The 19,988-nt window shown below is 56.8% G+C and carries 19 protein-coding genes and 1 riboswitch; of the genes, 12 read left to right on the top strand and 7 right to left on the bottom strand.

The features are described from left to right. The first annotated feature begins 12 nt into the window (after positions 1 to 12). The 4 genes from FLS37_RS00330 (at position 13) to FLS37_RS00345 (ending at position 5,093) form a co-directional block, all read left to right on the top strand. Positions 13 to 1,152: a VWA domain-containing protein gene (locus FLS37_RS00330; protein WP_157313939.1), complete on the top strand. Its 1,140-nt coding sequence runs from the start codon at positions 13 to 15 to the stop codon at positions 1,150 to 1,152. Then, positions 1,149 to 3,266, top strand: a complete 2,118-nt coding sequence (locus FLS37_RS00335) for an SWIM zinc finger family protein (RefSeq protein WP_157313940.1) — start codon at positions 1,149 to 1,151, stop codon at positions 3,264 to 3,266. The genes FLS37_RS00330 and FLS37_RS00335 overlap by 4 nt, the downstream gene beginning before the upstream one ends. 395 nt (positions 3,267 to 3,661) lie before the next feature. After that, positions 3,662 to 4,204: a YbhB/YbcL family Raf kinase inhibitor-like protein gene (locus FLS37_RS00340; RefSeq protein ID WP_157313941.1), complete on the top strand. Its 543-nt coding sequence runs from the start codon at positions 3,662 to 3,664 to the stop codon at positions 4,202 to 4,204. A gap of 88 nt (positions 4,205 to 4,292) precedes the next feature. Continuing rightward, positions 4,293 to 5,093 (top strand): helix-turn-helix transcriptional regulator, encoded by an 801-nt coding sequence (locus FLS37_RS00345; RefSeq protein ID WP_157313942.1) that lies wholly within the window; start codon positions 4,293 to 4,295, stop codon positions 5,091 to 5,093. A gap of 36 nt (positions 5,094 to 5,129) precedes the next feature. Here FLS37_RS00345 and FLS37_RS00350 read toward each other — a convergent pair whose 3' ends face one another. The 4 genes from FLS37_RS00350 to bioF all read right to left on the bottom strand — a co-directional run bounded on the left by FLS37_RS00350 (position 5,130) and on the right by bioF (position 8,325). Further along, entirely contained in the window at positions 5,130 to 5,708 is a 579-nt protein-coding gene (locus FLS37_RS00350; RefSeq protein WP_157313943.1) for an NAD(P)H-dependent oxidoreductase, read from the bottom strand. A gap of 152 nt (positions 5,709 to 5,860) precedes the next feature. Further along, positions 5,861 to 6,286 (bottom strand): MerR family transcriptional regulator, encoded by a 426-nt coding sequence (locus FLS37_RS00355; protein ID WP_157313944.1) that lies wholly within the window; start codon positions 6,284 to 6,286, stop codon positions 5,861 to 5,863. 3 nt (positions 6,287 to 6,289) lie between these two features. Then, complete coding sequence (locus tag FLS37_RS00360) at positions 6,290 to 7,150, bottom strand: Rossmann-like and DUF2520 domain-containing protein (protein WP_157313945.1); 861 nt, start codon at positions 7,148 to 7,150, stop codon at positions 6,290 to 6,292. Continuing rightward, a complete protein-coding gene (bioF, locus tag FLS37_RS00365) occupies positions 7,144 to 8,325 on the bottom strand; it encodes an 8-amino-7-oxononanoate synthase (protein ID WP_157313946.1) in 1,182 nt (393 codons plus the stop codon). The genes FLS37_RS00360 and bioF overlap by 7 nt, the downstream gene beginning before the upstream one ends. Positions 8,326 to 8,594: 269 nt before the next feature. Between bioF and FLS37_RS00370 the strand changes: the two genes are divergently transcribed. Together FLS37_RS00370 and FLS37_RS00375 are read left to right on the top strand one after the other, a co-directional pair. Beyond that, positions 8,595 to 9,884 carry a nitronate monooxygenase gene (locus tag FLS37_RS00370; protein WP_157313947.1) on the top strand — a complete coding sequence of 430 codons (1,290 nt, stop codon included), beginning with the start codon at positions 8,595 to 8,597 and terminating at the stop codon, positions 9,882 to 9,884. Between the two features lie 54 nt (positions 9,885 to 9,938). Then, complete coding sequence (locus FLS37_RS00375) at positions 9,939 to 10,451, top strand: hypothetical protein (RefSeq protein WP_157313948.1); 513 nt, start codon at positions 9,939 to 9,941, stop codon at positions 10,449 to 10,451. A 60-nt stretch (positions 10,452 to 10,511) separates the two neighbouring features. On the opposite strand, the gene dapA is transcribed toward FLS37_RS00375, so the two are convergent. Then, a complete protein-coding gene (gene dapA, locus FLS37_RS00380; protein WP_157313949.1) occupies positions 10,512 to 11,384 on the bottom strand; it encodes a 4-hydroxy-tetrahydrodipicolinate synthase in 873 nt (290 codons plus the stop codon). An 83-nt stretch (positions 11,385 to 11,467) separates the two neighbouring features. Continuing rightward, a riboswitch (Lysine riboswitch) is annotated at positions 11,468 to 11,663 on the bottom strand. Positions 11,664 to 11,867: 204 nt separating this feature from the next. Here dapA and FLS37_RS00385 point away from each other — a divergent pair. Next, on the top strand, positions 11,868 to 12,878 hold the full coding sequence (locus FLS37_RS00385) for a type II secretion system F family protein (protein ID WP_198314423.1): 1,011 nt from the start codon (positions 11,868 to 11,870) through the stop codon (positions 12,876 to 12,878). On the opposite strand, the gene FLS37_RS00390 is transcribed toward FLS37_RS00385, so the two are convergent. Then, positions 12,853 to 13,317, bottom strand: a complete 465-nt coding sequence (locus tag FLS37_RS00390; RefSeq protein ID WP_157313951.1) for a flagella synthesis protein FlgN — start codon at positions 13,315 to 13,317, stop codon at positions 12,853 to 12,855. The genes FLS37_RS00385 and FLS37_RS00390 overlap by 26 nt on opposite strands. Then, entirely contained in the window at positions 13,318 to 13,590 is a 273-nt protein-coding gene (flgM, locus tag FLS37_RS00395; protein ID WP_157313952.1) for a flagellar biosynthesis anti-sigma factor FlgM, read from the bottom strand. A gap of 223 nt (positions 13,591 to 13,813) precedes the next feature. On the opposite strand from flgM, the gene fliW reads away from it, so the two are divergent. The 5 genes from fliW (at position 13,814) to FLS37_RS00420 (ending at position 19,925) form a co-directional block, all read left to right on the top strand. Then, positions 13,814 to 14,227, top strand: a complete 414-nt coding sequence (fliW, locus tag FLS37_RS00400; protein WP_157313953.1) for a flagellar assembly protein FliW — start codon at positions 13,814 to 13,816, stop codon at positions 14,225 to 14,227. Between the two features lie 143 nt (positions 14,228 to 14,370). After that, positions 14,371 to 15,339, top strand: a complete 969-nt coding sequence (locus tag FLS37_RS00405; protein ID WP_157313954.1) for an acetyl-CoA carboxylase carboxyltransferase subunit alpha — start codon at positions 14,371 to 14,373, stop codon at positions 15,337 to 15,339. Continuing rightward, on the top strand, positions 15,308 to 16,693 hold the full coding sequence (gene tilS, locus FLS37_RS00410; protein ID WP_157313955.1) for a tRNA lysidine(34) synthetase TilS: 1,386 nt from the start codon (positions 15,308 to 15,310) through the stop codon (positions 16,691 to 16,693). Before FLS37_RS00405 ends, tilS begins: the two co-directional genes overlap by 32 nt. 56 nt (positions 16,694 to 16,749) lie before the next feature. Next, on the top strand, positions 16,750 to 19,311 hold the full coding sequence (gene mutS / locus FLS37_RS00415; RefSeq protein ID WP_232522452.1) for a DNA mismatch repair protein MutS: 2,562 nt from the start codon (positions 16,750 to 16,752) through the stop codon (positions 19,309 to 19,311). Between the two features lie 158 nt (positions 19,312 to 19,469). After that, on the top strand, positions 19,470 to 19,925 hold the full coding sequence (locus FLS37_RS00420; protein WP_157313956.1) for a hypothetical protein: 456 nt from the start codon (positions 19,470 to 19,472) through the stop codon (positions 19,923 to 19,925). The last annotated feature ends 63 nt before the right edge of the window (positions 19,926 to 19,988 follow it).

The following is a 19,988-nucleotide window of genomic DNA, read 5'->3' on the forward strand; positions in this document are numbered from 1 at the left end:
ATAGTCCGCAATATGAATATAAATAAAGCCTTCATCGATATACCCACTGATACTCAGCGCTGGCGCTTGCTTTTGGGCGAGGCGGCGCAGCCGAGTCTGGGCGCGCTGACTGGCGATGCGCTGGCGGCGGATGCGGCGCTAGAATGGCTGTACGGGCGCGACCCGGAGCTGGCGCAGCGTGGCGAGCGGCGCGGTGGGCAGGAGGCCAGCCAGCTCACCACCCCGGACTGGGTCAATGCCATCCACCAGCTGTTTCCGCAAGAAGTGATCGAGCGGCTGGAGCGCGATGCGGTGGAGCGTTTCGGCATCGATGAGGTGGTGACCAATCTGGAAGTGCTCGAACGGATCGAGCCGTCGGAGAGCCTGTTGCGCGCGGTGCTGCACACCAAGCATCTGATGAATCCGCAGGTGCTCGCAGCGGCACGCAAGCTGGTGGCCGAAGTGGTGCGACGCATTATGGACAAGCTGGCGCGTGAAGTGCGGCAGAGCTTTTCCGGCACGCGCGATCGGCGTCGGCCTTCGCATATCCGCGTGGCGAGCAATTTCGATTTCAAGCGCACGGTGCGCGCCAATTTGCACCGCTGGCACCCCGAGCGGCAAAAGCTGTATATCGAAACACCGCTGTTTATCAGCCGCAGCAAGCGGCATACCGAGCGCTGGGATATTGTACTGCTGGTCGATCAAAGTGGCTCGATGGTTGACTCGGTGATCCATGCCGCTGTGATGGCAGCCTGCCTGTGGCAGCTGCCGGGTATGACGACCCATCTGGTGGCGTTTGACACCGCCGTGGTGGATCTCACGCGCGATGTGAGCGATCCGGTTGAGCTGCTGATGAAAGTGCAGCTGGGTGGCGGCACCGATATTGCCAAGGCGGTGGGCTATGCCCAGGGGCTGATTCACAATCCGCGCCGCAGCATGGTGGTGCTGATCAGCGATTTTTACGAGGGCGGCAGCGAATACGAGCTGATTCGCCGCACCCGCCAGCTGTGCGCTGCAGGCGTTAAAGTACTGGGGCTGGCTGCGCTGGATTCGGCCGCCAAACCCAATTACGACCGCGAGCTGGCGCAAAAACTGGTCAACGCCGGTGCCCAGATTGGCGCAATGACGCCGGGCGAGCTGGCCGCGTGGCTGGCCGGACAGGTACAACAATGAACACACTACTGACACTGCGCCCTGATTTGCTCTCGCTCAGCGACGAAGCACTGATTGCGCTCAGCAACGCAGGTTTTGTAAAAAAAGCGCATAAAGAGCTGCAGGAGGGCAAAGCGCCAGCGCTCACTGCAGGCGACGATGGCGCGCTGATTGCCCACTATGCCGACGGCCATGTCACTACACTGGCGGCCGGCGGCGGGCTGCGTGATGCCCGCTGCAGCTGCCCGGCCAGCGGACTGTGTCGCCATCGCGTAACGCTGGTGCTGGCCTACCGGCAGCTGGCCAGCAGCTCGAGTGGCGAGCCTGCCACGCACTCCGCAACCGCAGTAGCAAGCCCGGCAACTGACTCAGCGGCCAATGCATCTGCAAACGCATCTGCGGACACATCGACAAACACATCAGTAGACGCATCAATCAGCGAGGAGCGCGCCTGGAGTCCGGCGCTGTTTGCTGCCGAGCTGGCCAAGCTGCCTGCCGCCATTTTGCAACGCACCCAAAAGCTGGCCGACGCCGGTACGGTGCTGCGCCTGAGCAGCTGGCAAGCCGGTCATCCACACCCGTCGGCGCAATTGCCGATGTGCTCAGTGCGCTTTTTCTCGCGGCACAGCCTGAATCACGCCCGCTGTGATTGCATCCAGAGCCAGATGTGCGAACACATTGCGCTGGCGGTAATGGCCTTTGCGCAAGCACCTACCGAGGGCTGGACACAGCTTAATCTGGCCGTACAGGGCGCGGTAGAACAAGCGCCGCTGATGCAATCGCCAGCGGCGCTGCAGCTGGGTGAATCGCTGCAGCAGCTGGCGCTACAGCTCTGGCAGGATGGCAGCAGCCAACCTTTGAGTAATCTGGCCGCCAGTTTTACCCGCGCCCGGCAGCAGGCAGAACAGCTGGGCTGGCGCTGGCTGATTGATGGTCTGGCCCAACTGCAGCAAGCCTTGCACGATCAACTGGCGCGCTCAAGCCGGGCCAGCGCCACGCGCGAGCTGCGCCTGCTGTGCGAGCTGATCGCCCGCTGGCAAGCAGCCAGCTATCTGGACGGACAAGCTGCCAACGACCAGAATGGGCAAGGACATTCCCTCCGCCCGCCCGCCGATCTGCTCGGCGTCGGTATCAAGGGCGAAGTGGCACTGGAGCATCTGCGCCTAGTTGGGCTGGGGGCCCAATGGAGCGACGACGAACAGCAGGAACAAGCTCAGCTGATTTTCACCGACCCGGATACACAGGCGGTACTGGTGATCGAAAAACAATGGGAAAAAACACCCGACAGCGCCACACCGCTGTGGCAGCGGCGCTATCTGGGGCACTCGCTGGCCCGGCTGGCACAAAGCCAGATTGTGACCCGCTCGGCCAAACGCTTTGCCAACGGAGCGCTGACCATTGGCGGCACGGCCAAACAGAGCAATGTGCTGCCGCTCACCCCGGCGGCATGGCTGCAGCTGGCCGCACCGCTCAGGCAGCCCGATGCGGCCAGCCTGCTCGCCCACCTGCAAGCGGCCGATCCGGAATTTGTCCGCCCGCGCCAGCTGCTGGAACACCTGCATCTGCTCCCGATCAAGGCCGTGCCCGACTGGGGCTGGGATGGTGCTCGCCAGGTATTGCAGGCCCAGTTGCAATGCGGCGACGGCGATCAGCCACGGGTCTGGCTGCAATTGGCGCATCAGCGCAGCGCCCCGCACGCGGTGGACACACTGGCCACGCTGCTAAGCCAGGAAATGCCCACCATGCTGTGCGGGCATTTCAGCCTGCGCGATGGCGAGCTGCAAGTTACACCGCTCAGTCTGGCCGTGGACAACCGGGTGATTGCACTGCATGGCGAGCCAACGCCTGCCATCGCCCTGCCCGACTGGCAGGCACACAGTGCATCGCCACTGACGCAGCAACTGGACGAGCTGGAGCAATTGCTCGGCCGCTTGCTGCGGCAGGGCTTACGCCATCAAGGACAGAGCGCTCGCCAGCAAGCCCGGCGGGTACAGGCCCAGCTGCTTGAGCTGGGCATGCCCACACTGGCCGAGCGGCTGGATGAAGTGCTGCAGCAGCTATCGGGCGCACACACCGGCTCATTGGTCAGCTCGCTGGCACAGTTGTATTGGCTAGGCCAGCTATGCGCGCGGTAGTGCAATGCAAAAGTGTCATCTACACAACTTCACTGCTGACCCAAAACACGGCCTGTCGAGCTCGCGCAGTTGTTTACCCTTTTGTAAACGGGGGATTAAGGTCGCGAGCAAAACGATAAAGCTCTTTGTCTCGCTCCACGCCCTTGGCGATGGGCGCGAGAGGCTTTTAAGTCTTGGATCCACCACCGAGGCTCGGATCAACACATTTTGAGAACATCACCCACTCAAGCTGATTCACATGGTAGTCCGGGCAATCCGCTGGATTCAGACAGGAACTAGGTAGAAGTAATCGCAAAATCCGCATACCGAGCTTTTCAGGCTAAAAGTCGAGCGTTTTGGCATCAACGGCTGCGCGGCCACTTTGTATGATCAAGGCTCTTTTTCAGGAGCTCATCATGAAACATATCGCCACTTTACTTGCCACAATGGCCACAACGTTTTGCGCAGCCAGCGCATTGGCTGCCGATTTCCAGCTGGGCAGTACCGAGCTCAAAGCCAATCAGCCTATGAGCAAACAGCAGGAGTTTGCCGGTTTTGGCTGCGATGGGGGCAATCAGTCGCCGCAATTGCACTGGCAAAATGCGCCTGCCGGCACCAAGAGCTTTGCAATTACGGTGTACGACCCAGACGCCCCCACGGGCAGTGGCTGGTGGCATTGGGGCGTGGTCAATATTCCGGCCTCGGTTAGCGCAGTCGCCGCAGGCAGCGTGCCTGCGGGTGCGGTGCAAACGCGGACCGACTACGGCACAGCAGGCTATGGTGGGGCCTGCCCGCCAGCCGGCGATAAAGCGCACCGCTATATTCATACAGTGTGGGCGCTCAATGTTGAGCAACTGCCGCTTGATGCCAACGCCAGTGGCGCGCTGGTCGGCTATATGCTCAATGCCCATCAACTGGGCAAAGCCCAATTAATCACCACTTATCAGCGCACCAAATAAGTAGCAGGGCCATCAGCACGTTGAAGGTGAGGGCTGATGGCGGTCGATTTATCGGTATCATGACCTCAGCCCATCTACAAAAATCGCCATGAGCCAACTCCAAACCCGCCTGATTCAGCACAGCGTGATTCTTGCCAAAGCCACCCAGCAATTGCGCGAAGTAACCTGCCTGCAAGCTACGCTGATGCGAGTCGTCCACGGCGAAAAACACATCTGGATCAATGAGCACACGCAGATCGCGCGGCATGGCGATTTGCTGCTTGCCCCAGCCGGTACGCGCCTGACTTTATCCAATTATCCCGACGCGCAGGGCTACACCTGCGAAGTGCTGGCTTTGGATGCCAGCCTGATTGCGCATTTTCGCGCCAGCTACCCTGATGCGGTACAGGGCGTGATCCAAAAACCAGCCAGGCTGTGTGAAAAAATGACGCCGATGATTCAGCATCTGTGGGATGAAGTGTTTGCCGCCACCGCCAGCCACGAGCCAGAGCAACTGCTGCAACACCGCGCCGAAGGGCTGTTGCTGGCCATCACCATGGCAGGCTACGGCGCAGCATTGTTGCTCAATCGCAGTGATTCGCTCGCCGAGCGCGTCCAGCAGCTGATCATGCTGCACCCGGCGCAGGAATGGACGGTTGAGATGATGGCCAGACAGCTCAATCTAGGCGCATCCACCTTGCGCCGCCAGCTGGACAAGGAAGGCCAGTCGTTCCGCGAGCTGCTCGAACAGGTGCGGCTCAATACCGCGTTGGGGATGATACAAACGTCCAAACAGGCCATTGGCCAGATCGCCCAGCAATGCGGCTACGCCTCAGCCTCGCGATTTAGCGCGCGCTTTCAGCAGCAATTTGGCATCAAACCCATGCAGCTGCGCGCCACGATGGCATAACACGCAGCCTGGCCACACTCTGCGACTGGCTTGGCTTTAAATCTGCGCTGCCAAGGCGCTGGCTTGGGAGAGCCAGGTGGCTTTTTGCGTATCATTTGCGCTGATCACCGGGCCGAAAACCGCCGTCTTTTTAACCTTGATGCCGCAAAATTCCAAGGTCGTTTTGCGCATTTGCTTGAGCACCGACAGGCGATACACCCAGCGGTAATACCACGGAGGGGTATCCATCGTGGCCATCAGGTGCGCACTGCGCCCGGCGAGCAGTTTGATCTGGAAGCTCGAGTGTTCATCGTATTTGAAGGCAAAGCCAGGCAGAAACACACGATCGATAAAGCCTTTGAGCAAGGCTGGCGCTGCGCCCCACCAGATCGGGTAAATCAGCGCAATGTGCTCTGCCCAGGCGATTTGTGCTTGCGCCTGCTGCAAATCGGCCTCCAGCGGCTGGATCTGCCGAAAGCCTTGCCGCAGGATCGGGTCAAACTCCAGCTCGCCCAGTTTCAACACCTGCACCTGATGCCCGGCCGCCGCAGCGCTCTGGGCGTATTGCGCGCTCAGTGCGCCGCACAGACTGTCGTTCAAGCCATGCCCCAAAATCACCAATACTTTTTTACTCATGCCGCCCCCTCGCAAGATTAATCATCGCCCAAAAGTGTTCCAGCAAGGCACTGAGTCGAAGACAGTACATATCGTACGGCGAGACGAAGTAACGCTGCTGGAGCACTTTTGGTTTAGAAAGCATGAGCCTAAGTCTGCCCCTAAGGGCAGAGTCAAGCGGGCTGTGAGTCGGCGCAAAAAGCGTAAAATTTAGCCTGCTCAGGGCTGGGCTCGGCGGCCAAAGGCTCACCGCTGAGGCATTCGTTGATCTCAAGATGAATGGTGGTCAAGCAGGCTTCCAGCGCTTGCAGCCGGGCGACTTCCTGCTGCACGGCACTACGTTTTAGCTCAATCTGGCGGCTCATCTCGCGCCAATCGAGCTGGCCATCGGCATCACGCTGAAACGCCGCAACGATCTCGGCCAGACGAAATCCCAGGCTTTGCGCCTGTTTGATCCACTGCACCACCTGCACATCTTGCTGGCCATAAACACGATAAACGCCTTGCCGCTCAACCCGGCCGAGCAGACCCAGACTTTCATAGTGACGAATCGCTTTGGCGCTGGCGCCGCTGAGTTTGGCAAGTTCACCGATATACATGGCTTAGTCCTTGGGACGCAGTAATTGATTGATGGCCGCCGGTTTGCTCAACCGCTCGCCCGCCAGCGCCACCGTCGCGACGCCCAGCGCGCGATACACCGCTTGCGTGGCAGGCGGCAGCACGGCCAGATGCTGCGCCACCGTTGCCGAGTCGCCGCGCACAATCGGGCCAGTGAGCGCTGCGGCAGCACCTAGGCTGTCGATATTATTCAAAGTCTGACGTATCAGCCCCAACACCAATTGCTGCGCGACTTCCGGGGCAATACCCGCCTGTTCGGCAGTTTTTAGCGACAAATCGCTGAGCGTCACCAGAAAATTCGCCGCCATGCTCAGCGCGGCGTGATACGCGACTTTCGCGCCCGCCTCGCTGCTCAGTGCAAAGGCGCGGCCACCGATGGTGGTGGTGAAATCGCTCAGCACTGCGACAGCCTGCGCGTCGCCTTCGAGCGCGCACAGCGTCCCTTTAAATGTTTGCACTGCGCGTGCGGGATCGGCAAATGAAAACGCCGGATGCAAACTCGCCGTCAATACGCCTTGCGCAGCCAAAGGCCTGAGTTGATCCGACGCTAGCGCACCGCTGGCGTGAAAAACCACTGCATCAGCATTCACCACGCCAGCCTGCGCCAACTCGGTGGCGACGCTGGCAATCGCGCCATCAGGCACAGCGATGAGCCACAAATCGGCGGACGGCAAATCATCAAGCTGCGCGGCGACTTCACCCGCGCCTATCCATATACCAGCGGCAGTACTGCTCGCCAAGCTACGTGAATAAACCCCTGCAAGGCGATACTGCCCACTTTGCTGGGCCAGTTGCGCAATACTTTTCCCCAAACGCCCTGCGCCGATCAGATTGAGCCTCAGCATGGCTGCGACTCATTGGCGGCCAGCAGCACTCGCTTGATCTGCTCGCACAGCAGCGCCACCTCTGCCGCGGTATGCGCCGCCGATAAAGTGACGCGTAGTCGTGGCGTGGGAACGGTCGGCGGGCGAATCGCGGCGACCAAAATACCCGCGTCGAGTAGCGCTTGCGAGAGCGCCAGCGCGGTGGCGTTGTCTTTGACAATAATCGGCTGGATTGCGGTACTCGAAGGCAGCAACTCGCACGGCGCATCGGCCAGCGCGGCGCGGAAAGTGGCAATGTGGCGCTGCAACCGTGCGCGGCGCTCGACATCCTGCTCGATGATGTCCAAACTGGCGTGCAGCGCGCAGGCCAGCAACGGTGGCGCAGCGGTAGTATAGATATACGCCCTGGCGGTATTGATCAGATAGTCAATCACCACCTGCTCTGCAGCAATATACGCCCCAGCCACACCCGCGCCTTTGCCTAACGTCGCCATATAAATAATGCGCGGGGAATTGATGCCCAGCTCGGCCAGCGTGCCGCGCCCTTCACCCAGCACACCAAAGCCATGCGCGTCGTCGATATACAGCAGCGCGTCGTAACGCTCGGCCAGCGCGAGGTATTGAGCCAGCGGCGCGATATCACCATCCATGCTGAAGACGGCATCGACGGAGATCAATTTGCGCTTGGCAGTCGACTCAGACAGCAATCGTTCGAGCTGCGCCACATCATTGTGCGCAAAGCGTTTGAAATCAGCGCGCGCCAGCTGGCAGGCGTCGTTCAGCGAGGCGTGATTGAGCTTGTCGGCAAACACCGCATCACCACGGCTAACGAGCGCCGGAATCACCGCCAGATTGGCCATAAAACCAGTCGATACCAGAATGGCTGCCGGTTTGCCCGCCCAAGCGGCAAGACGCGCTTCCAGCGTATGTTGCGGCGTGAAATGCCCGGTCACCAGATGCGCCGCCCCGCTGCCCACGCCCCAATCGGCCGCGCCCTGCTGCGCAGCGGCGACAACCGCCGGATGGTTGGCCAGGCCCAGATAATCGTTACTGCAAAAATTGAGCACCTCGCGGCCATTCAACTGCACGCGCGCGCCTTGCGGAGAATCGAGCAGTCGGCGGCGACGATAAAGGCTTTGCGCCTCGCGTTGCGCCAACTCGGCTGCCATGTCCTGAAATATCGCGAGTGGCGGCATCGGGGCTCTTTGCGGTAGGTAATCGGAAACGGCATTTTACCGAAAAAATATCGCAGCAGAGAAAAAGCCCTTGCCGATAGAAAACCGCAATATTTACCACTTAATATCTGTCGCAATCTCGATTTTATTGCGCAGTGTCATGCTCGATGTACCCCACGGCAGGCCATTTAAGGATATGATTGCCGCTTCTGAAAAATAGCGATTTTATATGCCGAAAATTTAAACAATCGTTTAGATTTTCCTGGATATAAAGCAGTGGATTAGATTGAATGAAGCGTGTTGATGATTTTCGCCTGACCTTTAAAGACCTTGAAGGGAATGAAAAAAAGTACGTGCCAATCATGATTGGCGGCATGGGGGTTGATATTTCAACCGCCGACTTGGCGCTTGAAGCCTGTCGCCTTGGCGGCATTGGCCATATTTCGGATGCCATGATTAACACCGTGACCGACCGTCGCTACAACACCAAGCACGTCAAAGACAAGCTCAAGCAATACAAATTCAATGTCGCCAATAGCGATAAATCCGTCGTGCAATTTGACCTTGTCCAGCTCGAAGAAGCCACCCGCCTGCACGTCGAAGGCACCATGAAGCGCAAACAGGGCGACGGGCTGATTTTCATCAACTGCATGGAAAAGCTGACGATGAATGGCCCGAAAGAAACGCTGCGCGTGCGCATGCGCGCGGCGCTCGATGCAGGCATCGACGGCATTACGCTGGCGGCGGGCCTGCATCTGGGTTCATTCTCGCTGATCGAAGATCACCCGCGTTTCCGTGAGGCCAAGCTGGGCATTATCGTGTCATCAGTACGCGCACTGCAGCTATTTATCAAAAAATCAGCTCGCACTAATCGTCTGCCCGATTACGTCGTCGTTGAAGGCCCGCTCGCGGGTGGCCACCTCGGCTTTGGTATGGACTGGGCCGAGTACAAACTTGAAGACATCGTGGCCGAAGTAGTCGCGTGGATTAAAGAGCAAGGCTATGACAATATGCCGGTGATCGCCGCAGGTGGCGTATTTACTGGCTCAGACGCTGTGAAATTCCTCGAAATGGGTTGCGGCGGCGTGCAAGTGGCGACGCGATTTACCGTGACCAAAGAGTGCGGTCTGCCCGATGATGTGAAGCAAGAATATTACAAAGCATCGGAAGAGCTGATCGAGGTGAATCAGATTTCACCGACCGGCTACCCGATGCGGATGATGAAAAATACGCCAGCGATTGGCTCGGGCATTCGTCCGAACTGTGAAGCCTACGGCTACCTGCTCGACGCCAACGGCAGCTGCTCGTACATTCAGGCGTACAACAAAGTTATCGAAGAAAATCCAACGGCGAAGAAAATCTCGGAAATTCACGTTTACGAGAAAACTTGTCTGTGTACGCATATGCGTAATTTCGATTGCTGGACGTGTGGCCACTACACCTACCGCCTGAAAGACACGACCAATGTGTTGCCAGACGGCCGCTATCAGCTATTGACTGCCGAACACGTATTCAAAGACTACCAGTTCAGCACCGACAACCAGATCGCGCTGCCACCACTGGATGAAACTGCGGTTTAATCGCCTCAGAAAAATCAACCCGCTTTCGAGCGGGTTTTTTATTGTGGAGACAATGTGAACTGGAAAAAATGGCTGATCCTGACGATGAGCTCGGTGTGGTTTTTTCCGGTGAGCTGCAGCACTAGCGCGATCGGAATCATCAAAGGATCGTCTTACCTTGGTATTCAGCATCATGAGCGAGGTGATCCTGTGCCAGCTCGGTTTGCCATAGCCGTGTTTAACTCCACACCGGCGCAGTTTCATTTTGAAAAAATCAGTGTGGCGGCCAGTTACCCAATCACAGCGCTTCGCCCGCCGCACAATTACGCCTCGCGCCCGCATCCTAGCGACGCCATCGGCCAACTCCAAGTGCGCCGTTTAGAACCGCCCGAGCTGATTGAAACAACTGAGTTTCAGGACGATTACACCTTTATCTATCGCTATCAACTCAAGGCATCCGGCATTGAGCCTATTTCAAGCCAAACAGAAGGCATAGGCAACGCCCTGCTTGCCGGACTGTTGTGTTGGCCAATCGGCATACTGATTTATGAGCTAAGTAACTGGCTTAGACGCCGATTTTACTCATAGGGTATTGCCACCAAAGGCAAATAGAATATTGGCTAGGTGGCAATACTTGGCAGAGTATATTTAGGCTAACACAGCCATCTCACGATCTTTCGCCAGTACTGGCTCCAAGCTTGCCAAATCTGCCGCACACAAAGGCAGGCGCAATTCGTTCGAGGCAATCCGACCCTGATGATGCAGAATCGCTTTGGCTGGAATCGGATTTGCCGCTAAGAATAGCGTTTCAGCAGCCGTGCGCAGCAAATCGCCAATCGCCTCACCGGCCAAGCCTTGCTGCACCCAGCGCGCGACTTGTTGCGGCCAAACGTTGCTGGCGACCGATACCAAACCGACAGCGCCCAGTGCTGCGTGCTCGGCAAACAGCACATCGTCGCCCGAATACCACGCAATACTTGGGAAAGCGGCTTTGAGTTCGGCAAAGCGCGCGGCGTTGCCGCCTGATTCTTTCACCGCCCAGCAATTCGGATGCTCAAGCAAGCCAGCCAACGCCACATCCGACAGGGGCACACCAGCGCGCGAGGGAATGTTGTACAGCATGCAGGGCTTGTTCACCGCGTTTAGCAAAGCACTAAACCAGCGGCGCTGGCCTTCGGCACCCGGTTTGGCGTAGATCGGCGTCACCAGTAAATACGCGTGAACCGGCAGCGTTTCACAGAAAGCCAGCCATTCAAGCTGGCTCGCCAAATCCAAACCGCCAACGCCCACCATCAACGGCACCGTTAAATTGAGGCCACAGGCATGTTGCAATATGGCCTTGCGCTCGGCCAGAGTGAGATTGCTGCCCTCGCCGGTTGAGCCCAGCAGCAATACGCCAGCACCAGCGGCCTCTTGCTCGCGCAATAGCGCGGTTAAGGCGACAAAATCGAGGGATTCATCCGCAGCAAACGGCGTAATGAGCGCGGTCCACAAGGTGGTAGTACGAGGGTTGAGTGACATGCGATTCTCCAAATCAGAAATAACGATTGGAGAGAGGAAAAGTGCGGCAATGACAGGCACCGATCAAGGCACCAGAAGAATTCATCACCAAGAGCACTCCAGCCCGCCAACGTGCAACAGCATCGTTAACCGGCTGACAGTCCAGGGGATTCAGCCCCTGCAACCAGCACTGACTACATCACGGTAGTCAGCACTTCGGCCTTGCACCCCCTGACACTGCTTCACCGGAACATGACTTCCTGGGCAGTGCGACCTGGGCAAGGCGCCTCTCTTGTCGTTTACAAGCGGCAATTTCAACGCGGTTTCACGTAAATGTCAAACATTTTGTCGCATGATACGTGGCAATCGGGTGGGCTCGCTTTGATGTGCGACATGTTGGCATCATTGCAAAATAGCCTGCCTCGCCGCTTGGCATCCTTGCGAATTGTCTTCGCTCTTACGCCCTGCTTGATCACTGTTGTTCGCTTGCTTCATACTGAAAAGATGAAAATCCAACGCCCCTTGCCAGCACAAGTACGTGCTGATTTGTTTAACCAGCTGGCCGCACTGGAGCACGCTGGTTTGCCAGCGGATCGGGCTATTGCAGTTTTGGCCTTGCCCGCACCGTGGAATCAGCGCGTGCGTGCTATGCAACAAGCCCTATTACGCGGACATAGTCTGGCGAGTGCAGGCAAGGTGGCGGGCCTGTTTGATCCACTCGATCAGGCGCTGATTCATGCTGCTTGCGCAGCGGGCAGCCCGGAGCCAACTTATCGGCAACTGGCCAGGCAAGCCACACTGAAAGCCACCTTGAGACAGCAAGTACGCGCCAGGCTGGCGCTCCCCACCTTGCTGATTTTCCTGGCTCTGCTGATCAAACCGCTACCCGCACTGATTCAGGGCAGCTTGAGTATTGGCGACTACCTATGGGGTATAGCCTCACCCGCCATATACATCATAATTTTGATGGCAATACTGGGCTGGGTAACCAGACTGATTGCTCAAGGCAGCGTGCTGGCAAGCCTGATTTTGCAGCTACCTGTCATTGGCCCTTTTTGCCTGCAATTGAATCAGCGTGATTTTTTATCCAGCCTGAGCCTGCTAGTGAATGCAGGCGTCCCGGTATTTGATGCCCTTGCGCTGGCACAGAACAGCATTTCAAATGGGCATTTGCGCCAGCGAAACCACGTGTTATTACGTAAGCTGCGTAGCGGCGCATCGCTGGCCGGAGCAATTGGGCACACCGGCTGGCTGGCCACGCCACGCATCGTAGCCCTAATTAACACTGGCGAGCAGAGCGGCACGCTAGACGCCATGCTGGCTAGGCTGGTCGAGCAGCTCGATCAGGATATCGAGCACAGCAGCAAACAATGGGCGGCCTGGCTGCCACGGCTGGCCTATGCGCTGGTTGCGATATGGATTAGCTGGGGTTTGCTATCAACGACGGTATTCATGCCATCTGCAGATCAAGCGGGAATGAGACAGGAGTTCAGGCGCGATCAAACGGGCGGCTGATTGACGACAAAGAGCTCAGGCGACCATCGGCGCTATAGGCCACATCCGTATGGCGCTGCGCGGCCAGCGAGGCCATCAGATGCTGATTGACCTCTTCGTGCGTCTGAATCAGCTGGCCATTGGTGCGATTCAGGGTTTCGGCGTACTTGGCCTGTTGCAGCAATTCGCGCCAAACGCTCGCTTGCTGACCCAGTGTCAGCTCGATCTGCTCGATACTGATTAATTCGTTCTCGCTGCAAAACTGCGCGCGCTCTTTGCTGGCTCGCTCCAGCGCTTGCAGGGCACGCGTTTTACTGTCTATCAGCGCGGAAACCTGATCAAACTGGCGCAAAATCAGTGCATCCTGTTCCTGCGCCAATAAAGCAATTAGCTGCTGAACCAGATCAAGCTCAACAGCTAACAGGGAATACAGCCCGGATTGTCGTTGTTCAGGGGTCACTTAGCGTGCCAGCAGCTCTTTTACACTGGAAAGCAAGCCATCGGCAATCGCCTCTGGCTTGACCGAAAAACGGCCTTCAGCAATCGCCGAACGGATCGCAGCCACCTTATCGGCATCGAATGTAGCTTCATTGCTGGCCACACCAGAGAGCTTGCTATTAATACTACTTTGCGGTGCAGCCGCCGCTTCGCTTTTGCTGCTGTCATTGGCACGCACATCGCTGGGCTTACCCGCGAGCGGCGACAATGGCTTGCCTGTGTTGTCGATTTTCATGATGTATCCCCTGCCGCATTGAGCGGCGGTCATCGTCCAGTTATTTCACTATTATGCCTACAATCGGCAGTTGTGAGAAATTCTTTAGCGATTCAACCTTTTATCAGATTATTCTAATGCGCAGCCGCACACCTTGCGTCATCAAAATAGCTTTTTGCTGCCTCATAAAGTAGTGTTTATTGCGCATCATTCATTCCAATATCCAGCATGGAGAGCAAACCTTATGGACGTTTTTCAAAGCCAGTTTGGCCCGATTGAAGTAGACCCCGATACCGTGATTCATTTTCCGGCGGGGCTGCCCGGTTTTGATGATTGCAAAAACTACAAACTGTTGCACGAAGACAAGCCCAATCCCAGCGTTTATTGGCTCCAATCGCTGGATGACGCCAACGTGGCCTTCTCGATTGTCGGCGCAGAACGCCTTGGCTTTAATTATGTACTGACTTTAAATGACGACGAATGCGCGGCACTAGAATTAAAAGAAGCCAGTGAAGCCATGCTGTTTCTGATCTTATCCCGTCCCGACAACCAAGCCATTCGCGCTAATACGCTAGCGCCGCTGGTCATCAATCTGCAATCGCGCAAAGGTTTGCAAAAGATCGACGTCAAAGCGGATATCGTTTTCAGCAATACCTGATTTTGCTGCAAAGCAATAACAATGAAGCACTGAGTTTGTTGCTTGGGTTTGCCAGCGGCTTGTTGTATGATTGCGTCCAATTTTTGGGGCAGCCATGCTGGCTGCCTGTTCGCGCTAGTCTAGCGCCTCTGGAGTTTTAGAGCATGAAAACCACCTTCCTTGACTTCGAGCAATCGGTTGCAGAGCTTGAAAACAAGATCGAAGAGCTGCGCTACGTGCAGGATGATTCGGCAGTTGATATTTCGGTTGAAATTTCTCACCTTGAGAAAAAAAGCCTTGAACTCACCAAAAATATTTATGCAAAACTGACCCCCTGGCAGATTTCGCAGGTATCGCGCCACCCGCAACGCCCGTATACCTACGATTATATTTCCGGTCTGTTTACTGATTTCCAAGAGCTACATGGCGATCGTGCTTTTGCCGATGATTTGGCGATTGTGGGTGGCTTGGCGCGTTTCAACGGCCAGAGCGTCATGGTCATTGGCCATCAGAAAGGGCGAGATACCAAAGAAAAAATCGCGCGCAATTTTGGCATGCCACGGCCAGAAGGCTATCGCAAAGCCTTGCGTCTGATGAAGCTGGCCGAAAAATTCAATATCCCGGTGATCACTTTTGTTGATACGCCAGGCGCTTATCCGGGCATTGGCGCTGAAGAGCGTGGCCAGTCGGAAGCGATCGGTCGCAATCTGTTTGAAATGGCGCAGCTCAAAGTGCCGGTGATCTGCACAATTATTGGCGAAGGCGGCTCAGGCGGCGCGCTAGCAATTGCCGTGGGCGATGTCGTACAGATGCTGCAATATTCAACCTACTCGGTGATCTCGCCCGAAGGTTGCGCCACCATTCTGTGGAAAACGGCTGAACGCGCATCTGACGCTGCCGAAGCGTTGGGCATTACCGCAACGCGCCTGAAAACCCTCGGCCTGATCGATAAAGTGGTGCCAGAGCCGATTGGCGGCGCGCATCGCGACCCGCAAGCGATGATGGCGACGATGAAAAAATCCATCGCCGATTCGCTCAAGGTACTGAAAGCTAAAAGTGTCGACGAATTGCTTGAATCCCGCTTTGACCGTTTGATGGAACATGGCAAATTTAAAGAAGAAGCAGCCGCTTAATGGCTGGCCAGAAGCCTTTGAGCTGATCAAAGGCTTTAGCAAACACGGGAGCTTAGGCTCCCGTTCTAATTTTCAGCAGGCAAAATTATGCGTGGGGCTCTCTGGCGGGCTCGATTCGAGTGTACTGCTGCACTGGCTGGCGCAATGGCGGAGCGAATTGGATGTCGAGCTCAGCGCCGTGCATGTGCATCACGGCCTCTCGCCCAATGCCGATGAGTGGGCCGCCCAGGCACAGACGTTGGCCGCCAGTCTTGATATCCCCTGCGCCATTCATCACGTTCAGCTGGATCTAACTCAAGGTCGCGGTGTCGAGGGCGCGGCGCGCAAAGCGCGTTATGCCATTTACGCGCAGCAGGACTGCGACGCGATCATTCTGGCCCACCATCAGAACGATCAAGCCGAAACCATCCTGATCAATCTGCTGCGCGGCAGCGGCCCGGCAGGTTTGGCCGCCATGCCGCAACAGCGCAAGCTGACTGATTCCATCACATTATTGCGCCCCTTGCTCTATACCCCGCGCACCGAGCTGCTGCGCTACGCGCAAGAGCAAGCGCTCAACTGGGTTGAAGACGAAAGCAATCTTGATACGCAATACAAGCGCAATGCGATTCGCCATCAAGTGATGCCCGCCATCACAGGTATATCGCCACAAGCTTTGACCACCTTGACCCGCAGCGCAATACATCAGTCAGAAGTCAATCAACTGATGATTGAAATTGCCGAGCTTGACCTCGCACAATGCCAGAATAATGAAGCGCTGGCGTTGGCGCCGTGGCAACAATTGAGCGCCGTGCGGCAAAAAAATGTGCTGCGTCACTGGCTGGGGCTGGCGGGCGTAGTGCTGGAATTGCGCGCGTTTAATGAGTTGCTGCGCACTGCGATTGACGCGGCGGATGACACGCATCCCGCGCTGGTCTGGCGCAACGCCGCAGTGCGCCGCTATCGCGGCCATTTGCATATTACGCAAGCGAGCTTGCAAGCCGGGCCGACGCAAGTCATTGCGCCCGATTTTAAAAACGGCAATGATTTGCCCGACTGGCGCGGCGTTTTGCGCTGGGTCGAAACTGACTCGGGCGGCATCGCCGCGTCTGTTTTGACGAGCGAGAGCGTCAGCGTACGTGGTCGGCATGGTGGCGAGCAATTCAAGCTGGCAGCCAATCGCCCTACCCGCTCGCTTAAAGCACATTGCCAGGCCGCGACCATTGCGCCTTGGCTGCGCGAAACGACGCCGCTGATTTATATTGGCGAACAGTTGGCGGCCATGCCCGGATTGGGTGTTCATCACGCATTTCAGCCAGACGCAGGTGCACCAGGCTGGATGCCTCAATGGCTGCCCTACCCTGCCAAGGTATAGCCCTGCAGGGCAAACCTAGCATAGCCTTCAACCATATACCTATACATAGAAAAGCCATGGCTAAAAAATCAGCAAGCGAAGCTCCAACCCACACGCCAATGATGCAGCAATACCTCGCCCTTAAGGCCGATCATCAGGACAAGCTGGTTTTTTATCGCATGGGCGATTTTTACGAGCTGTTTTACGACGACGCGATCAAAGCTGCGCGACTACTCGACATTACGCTCACCACTCGTGGCAGCAGCGCGGGCGAGCCGATCAAAATGTGCGGCATTCCCTTCCATTCACTCGAGCCTTATCTCGCCAAGCTGGTGAAACTGGGCGAATCAGTCGCGATTTGCGAGCAAGTCGGCGATCCGGCGACCAGCAAAGGGCCAGTCGAGCGCAAAGTGATGCGCGTGATTACGCCCGGCACGCTAACCGACGCGGCGCTGCTCGACGACAAACAGGAAAACCGCCTGCTGGCGATCCGCATGGTGCGCGGCAAAATGGGCATGGCGTGGCTCTCCTTGGCTTCGGGCGATTTTGCGCTGATGGACACCGACGTGGAAAAGCTGCCGTCCGAGCTCGAACGCCTGCGCCCTGCCGAGATTTTGATCAGTGACGAAGCCGAACTGGCGCTATTCGATCAATTACGCATTCCGGTGCGCCGCGTCGCCAGCTGGCAGTTTGACGCGGCCAGCGCCGAACGCAATCTGACACGCCATTTTGCCGTGCATGATCTGGCCGGTTTCGGGATTACTGAACCATTACTCGCACTCGGCGCAGCAGGAGCGCTGCTTGAATACGTGCGCAGCACACAAGGCGGCGCATTGCCCGCGTTGGCCGGTTTGCGAGTAGAAAGTCACAGCCAGTACATCGAGCTCGACGCCGCCACACGGCGCAATCTGGAAATCACCGAGACCATCCGTGGCGAAGCTGCGCCGACGCTATTCTCCTTGCTCGACAACTGCGCCACCGGCATGGGCTCGCGCTTACTAGCGCAATGGCTACACCACCCGCTGCGCAGCCACGGCAAAATTCTGGAGCGCCAGTCGGCAATCGGCACGCTGCTCGAGGCGGGAAGCTGCGATAGTCTGTACGGCCAATTGCGCGAAATCGCTGATATCGAACGCATTGTGTCGCGAATTGCGCTCAAAAGCGCGCGTCCACGCGATCTGGCGAGCCTGCGCGACAGCTTGCGCGTCCTGCCCGATTTAGCGGCGCAAATGCCAGATGGCGGCCTGTTTAGTGGCCTTGCGCACGCGATGCAGGCCGAGCCGACGATTTATCAGTTGCTGGCTGCGGCGATTTTGCCCGAGCCGGGCGTGCTGATTCGCGAAGGCGGCGTGATTGCCGATGGTTACTCAAACGATTTGGATGAGCTGCGCGCGATTCAAAATAATTGCGGTGAATTTCTAACCATGCTCGAAGCGCGTGAGCGCGAGCGCACTGGCATTGCGACATTACGGGTGGAGTATAACCGTGTAGCGGGCTTCTTTATTGAGGTTACCAACTCATACGTGGGGCAGGTACCCGATGATTATCGCCGTCGGCAAACAATGAAAAATGCCGAGCGCTATATCACGCCCGAGCTCAAACAATTCGAAGAAAAAGCACTGTCGGCCAACGACAGAGCGCTGGCACTGGAAAAGCAGCTCTATGAAGGCGTGCTCGACAGCCTGCAAAGCCACCTAGCGACGCTGCGTCTGACTGCACAAGCCGTCGCGACGCTCGACGTGCTGGTGTGCCTGGCGCAACGCGCACAATTATCCGGCTATATCGCGCCGCAATTTTGCGATGATGCCGTATTGCAAATCGACGCTGGCCGCCACCCGGTCGTCGAAGAGCAGATCGACGACTTCATCCCAAACAGCGTCGATTTCCATCTGGCGCGCAAACTGCTGTTGATCACCGGCCCGAATATGGGCGGTAAATCGACGTATATGCGGCAAGTTGCGCTGATTGCCTTGCTCGCGCATGTTGGCTCGTATGTACCAGCGACAGCGGCAAAAATCGGCAGACTGGATAGAATTTTTACGCGTATTGGCGCGAGCGACGATCTGGCTGGTGGTCGCTCGACCTTTATGGTCGAAATGACCGAAACGGCGAATATCCTGAATAACGCCGGTGAACATTCATTAGTTTTGATGGACGAAGTCGGCCGCGGCACATCGACCTTTGACGGCCTGGCACTGGCGTGGTCGATTGCCAAAGCGCTAATCGAGAAAAACCGCTGCTACACACTGTTTGCCACACATTATTTCGAGCTAACGCGTCTGGCCCAGGATTACGCGCAGGTCGCCAATGTCCATCTGGATGCGGTCGAGCATAAAGACCGGATTGTCTTTTTGCACGCGGTGCAGGAAGGCCCAGCCTCGCAAAGTTATGGTGTGGCGGTGGCAAGCCTAGCTGGCGTGCCCAAAGAAGTGGTTCGCAGCGCGAAACGTAAATTACAAGAATTGGAGCAAGGTAGCTTCAATAATGGCTTGCAGGCGGATCTGTTTGCCCCCATTTTCACGGCAGAACTCGAAGCTGAATCACATCCGGTGATTGAGCTGCTAGCTGCGGTTATCCCTGATCAAATTAGCCCGCGCGAAGCGCTGGAGATGATCTATAAACTCAAAGAACTAATTTAGATCAAGCTGGGGTAATATTTACCTTCTGCACCAACAAAAAATGGCTAGCCTGTCTGTAAGGACTCGGCCCTAAGTGATTTTGAGTATTGCTCCGCTTGGCAGAGCACAAAAACACCAGACCGAAATTTACGTACATCAAGCAATAAAAAGGATAAAGCATGAATTCTGCTACCGAACTCTCAGCACCGCAGGCTGATCAGCAAGGCACTACTTTACTGGATTTGGCGCGGATGATTTCCGACTCCGGCGAGCAAGATGTCATGAAACTTAACGATTTAAAATCGAGCGTCGGACATGAATTGCGCCGCTTTGGCGACGATTTGTCCGGCCACCTGGGCGCCCATGCGCAAGTGAAAGTGCCGCCAGCCTACCAGCTGCGCAGCGCTGAACAAGGCAAAGTGATGGTGGTGGGCGATCACCCGGATAAAGCTGCGATTGAAAATTATCTGAACAATGACACCCGTCTGCTCAAATGGTTTAAAGAGCTTGAGGTGCTGTTTGAAATCCAACGCCGTCTTGAACTTGACGCGACAGGTGAAAGCATGGACGGACAAGTATTCAATCTGGGCATGACCAGCCTGGGCTGCATTGCCTTTTTTACCAGCGAACAATAAATACTCCGCATTGCCCCGAAGCCGCCCGCCAGCGCTACGCTGGGGCGGCTTCTGCCGTTTTGA

Origin of the sequence: Chitinibacter sp. GC72 (assembly GCF_009760905.1) — a bacterium.
Classification (GTDB): domain Bacteria; phylum Pseudomonadota; class Gammaproteobacteria; order Burkholderiales; family Chitinibacteraceae; genus Chitinibacter.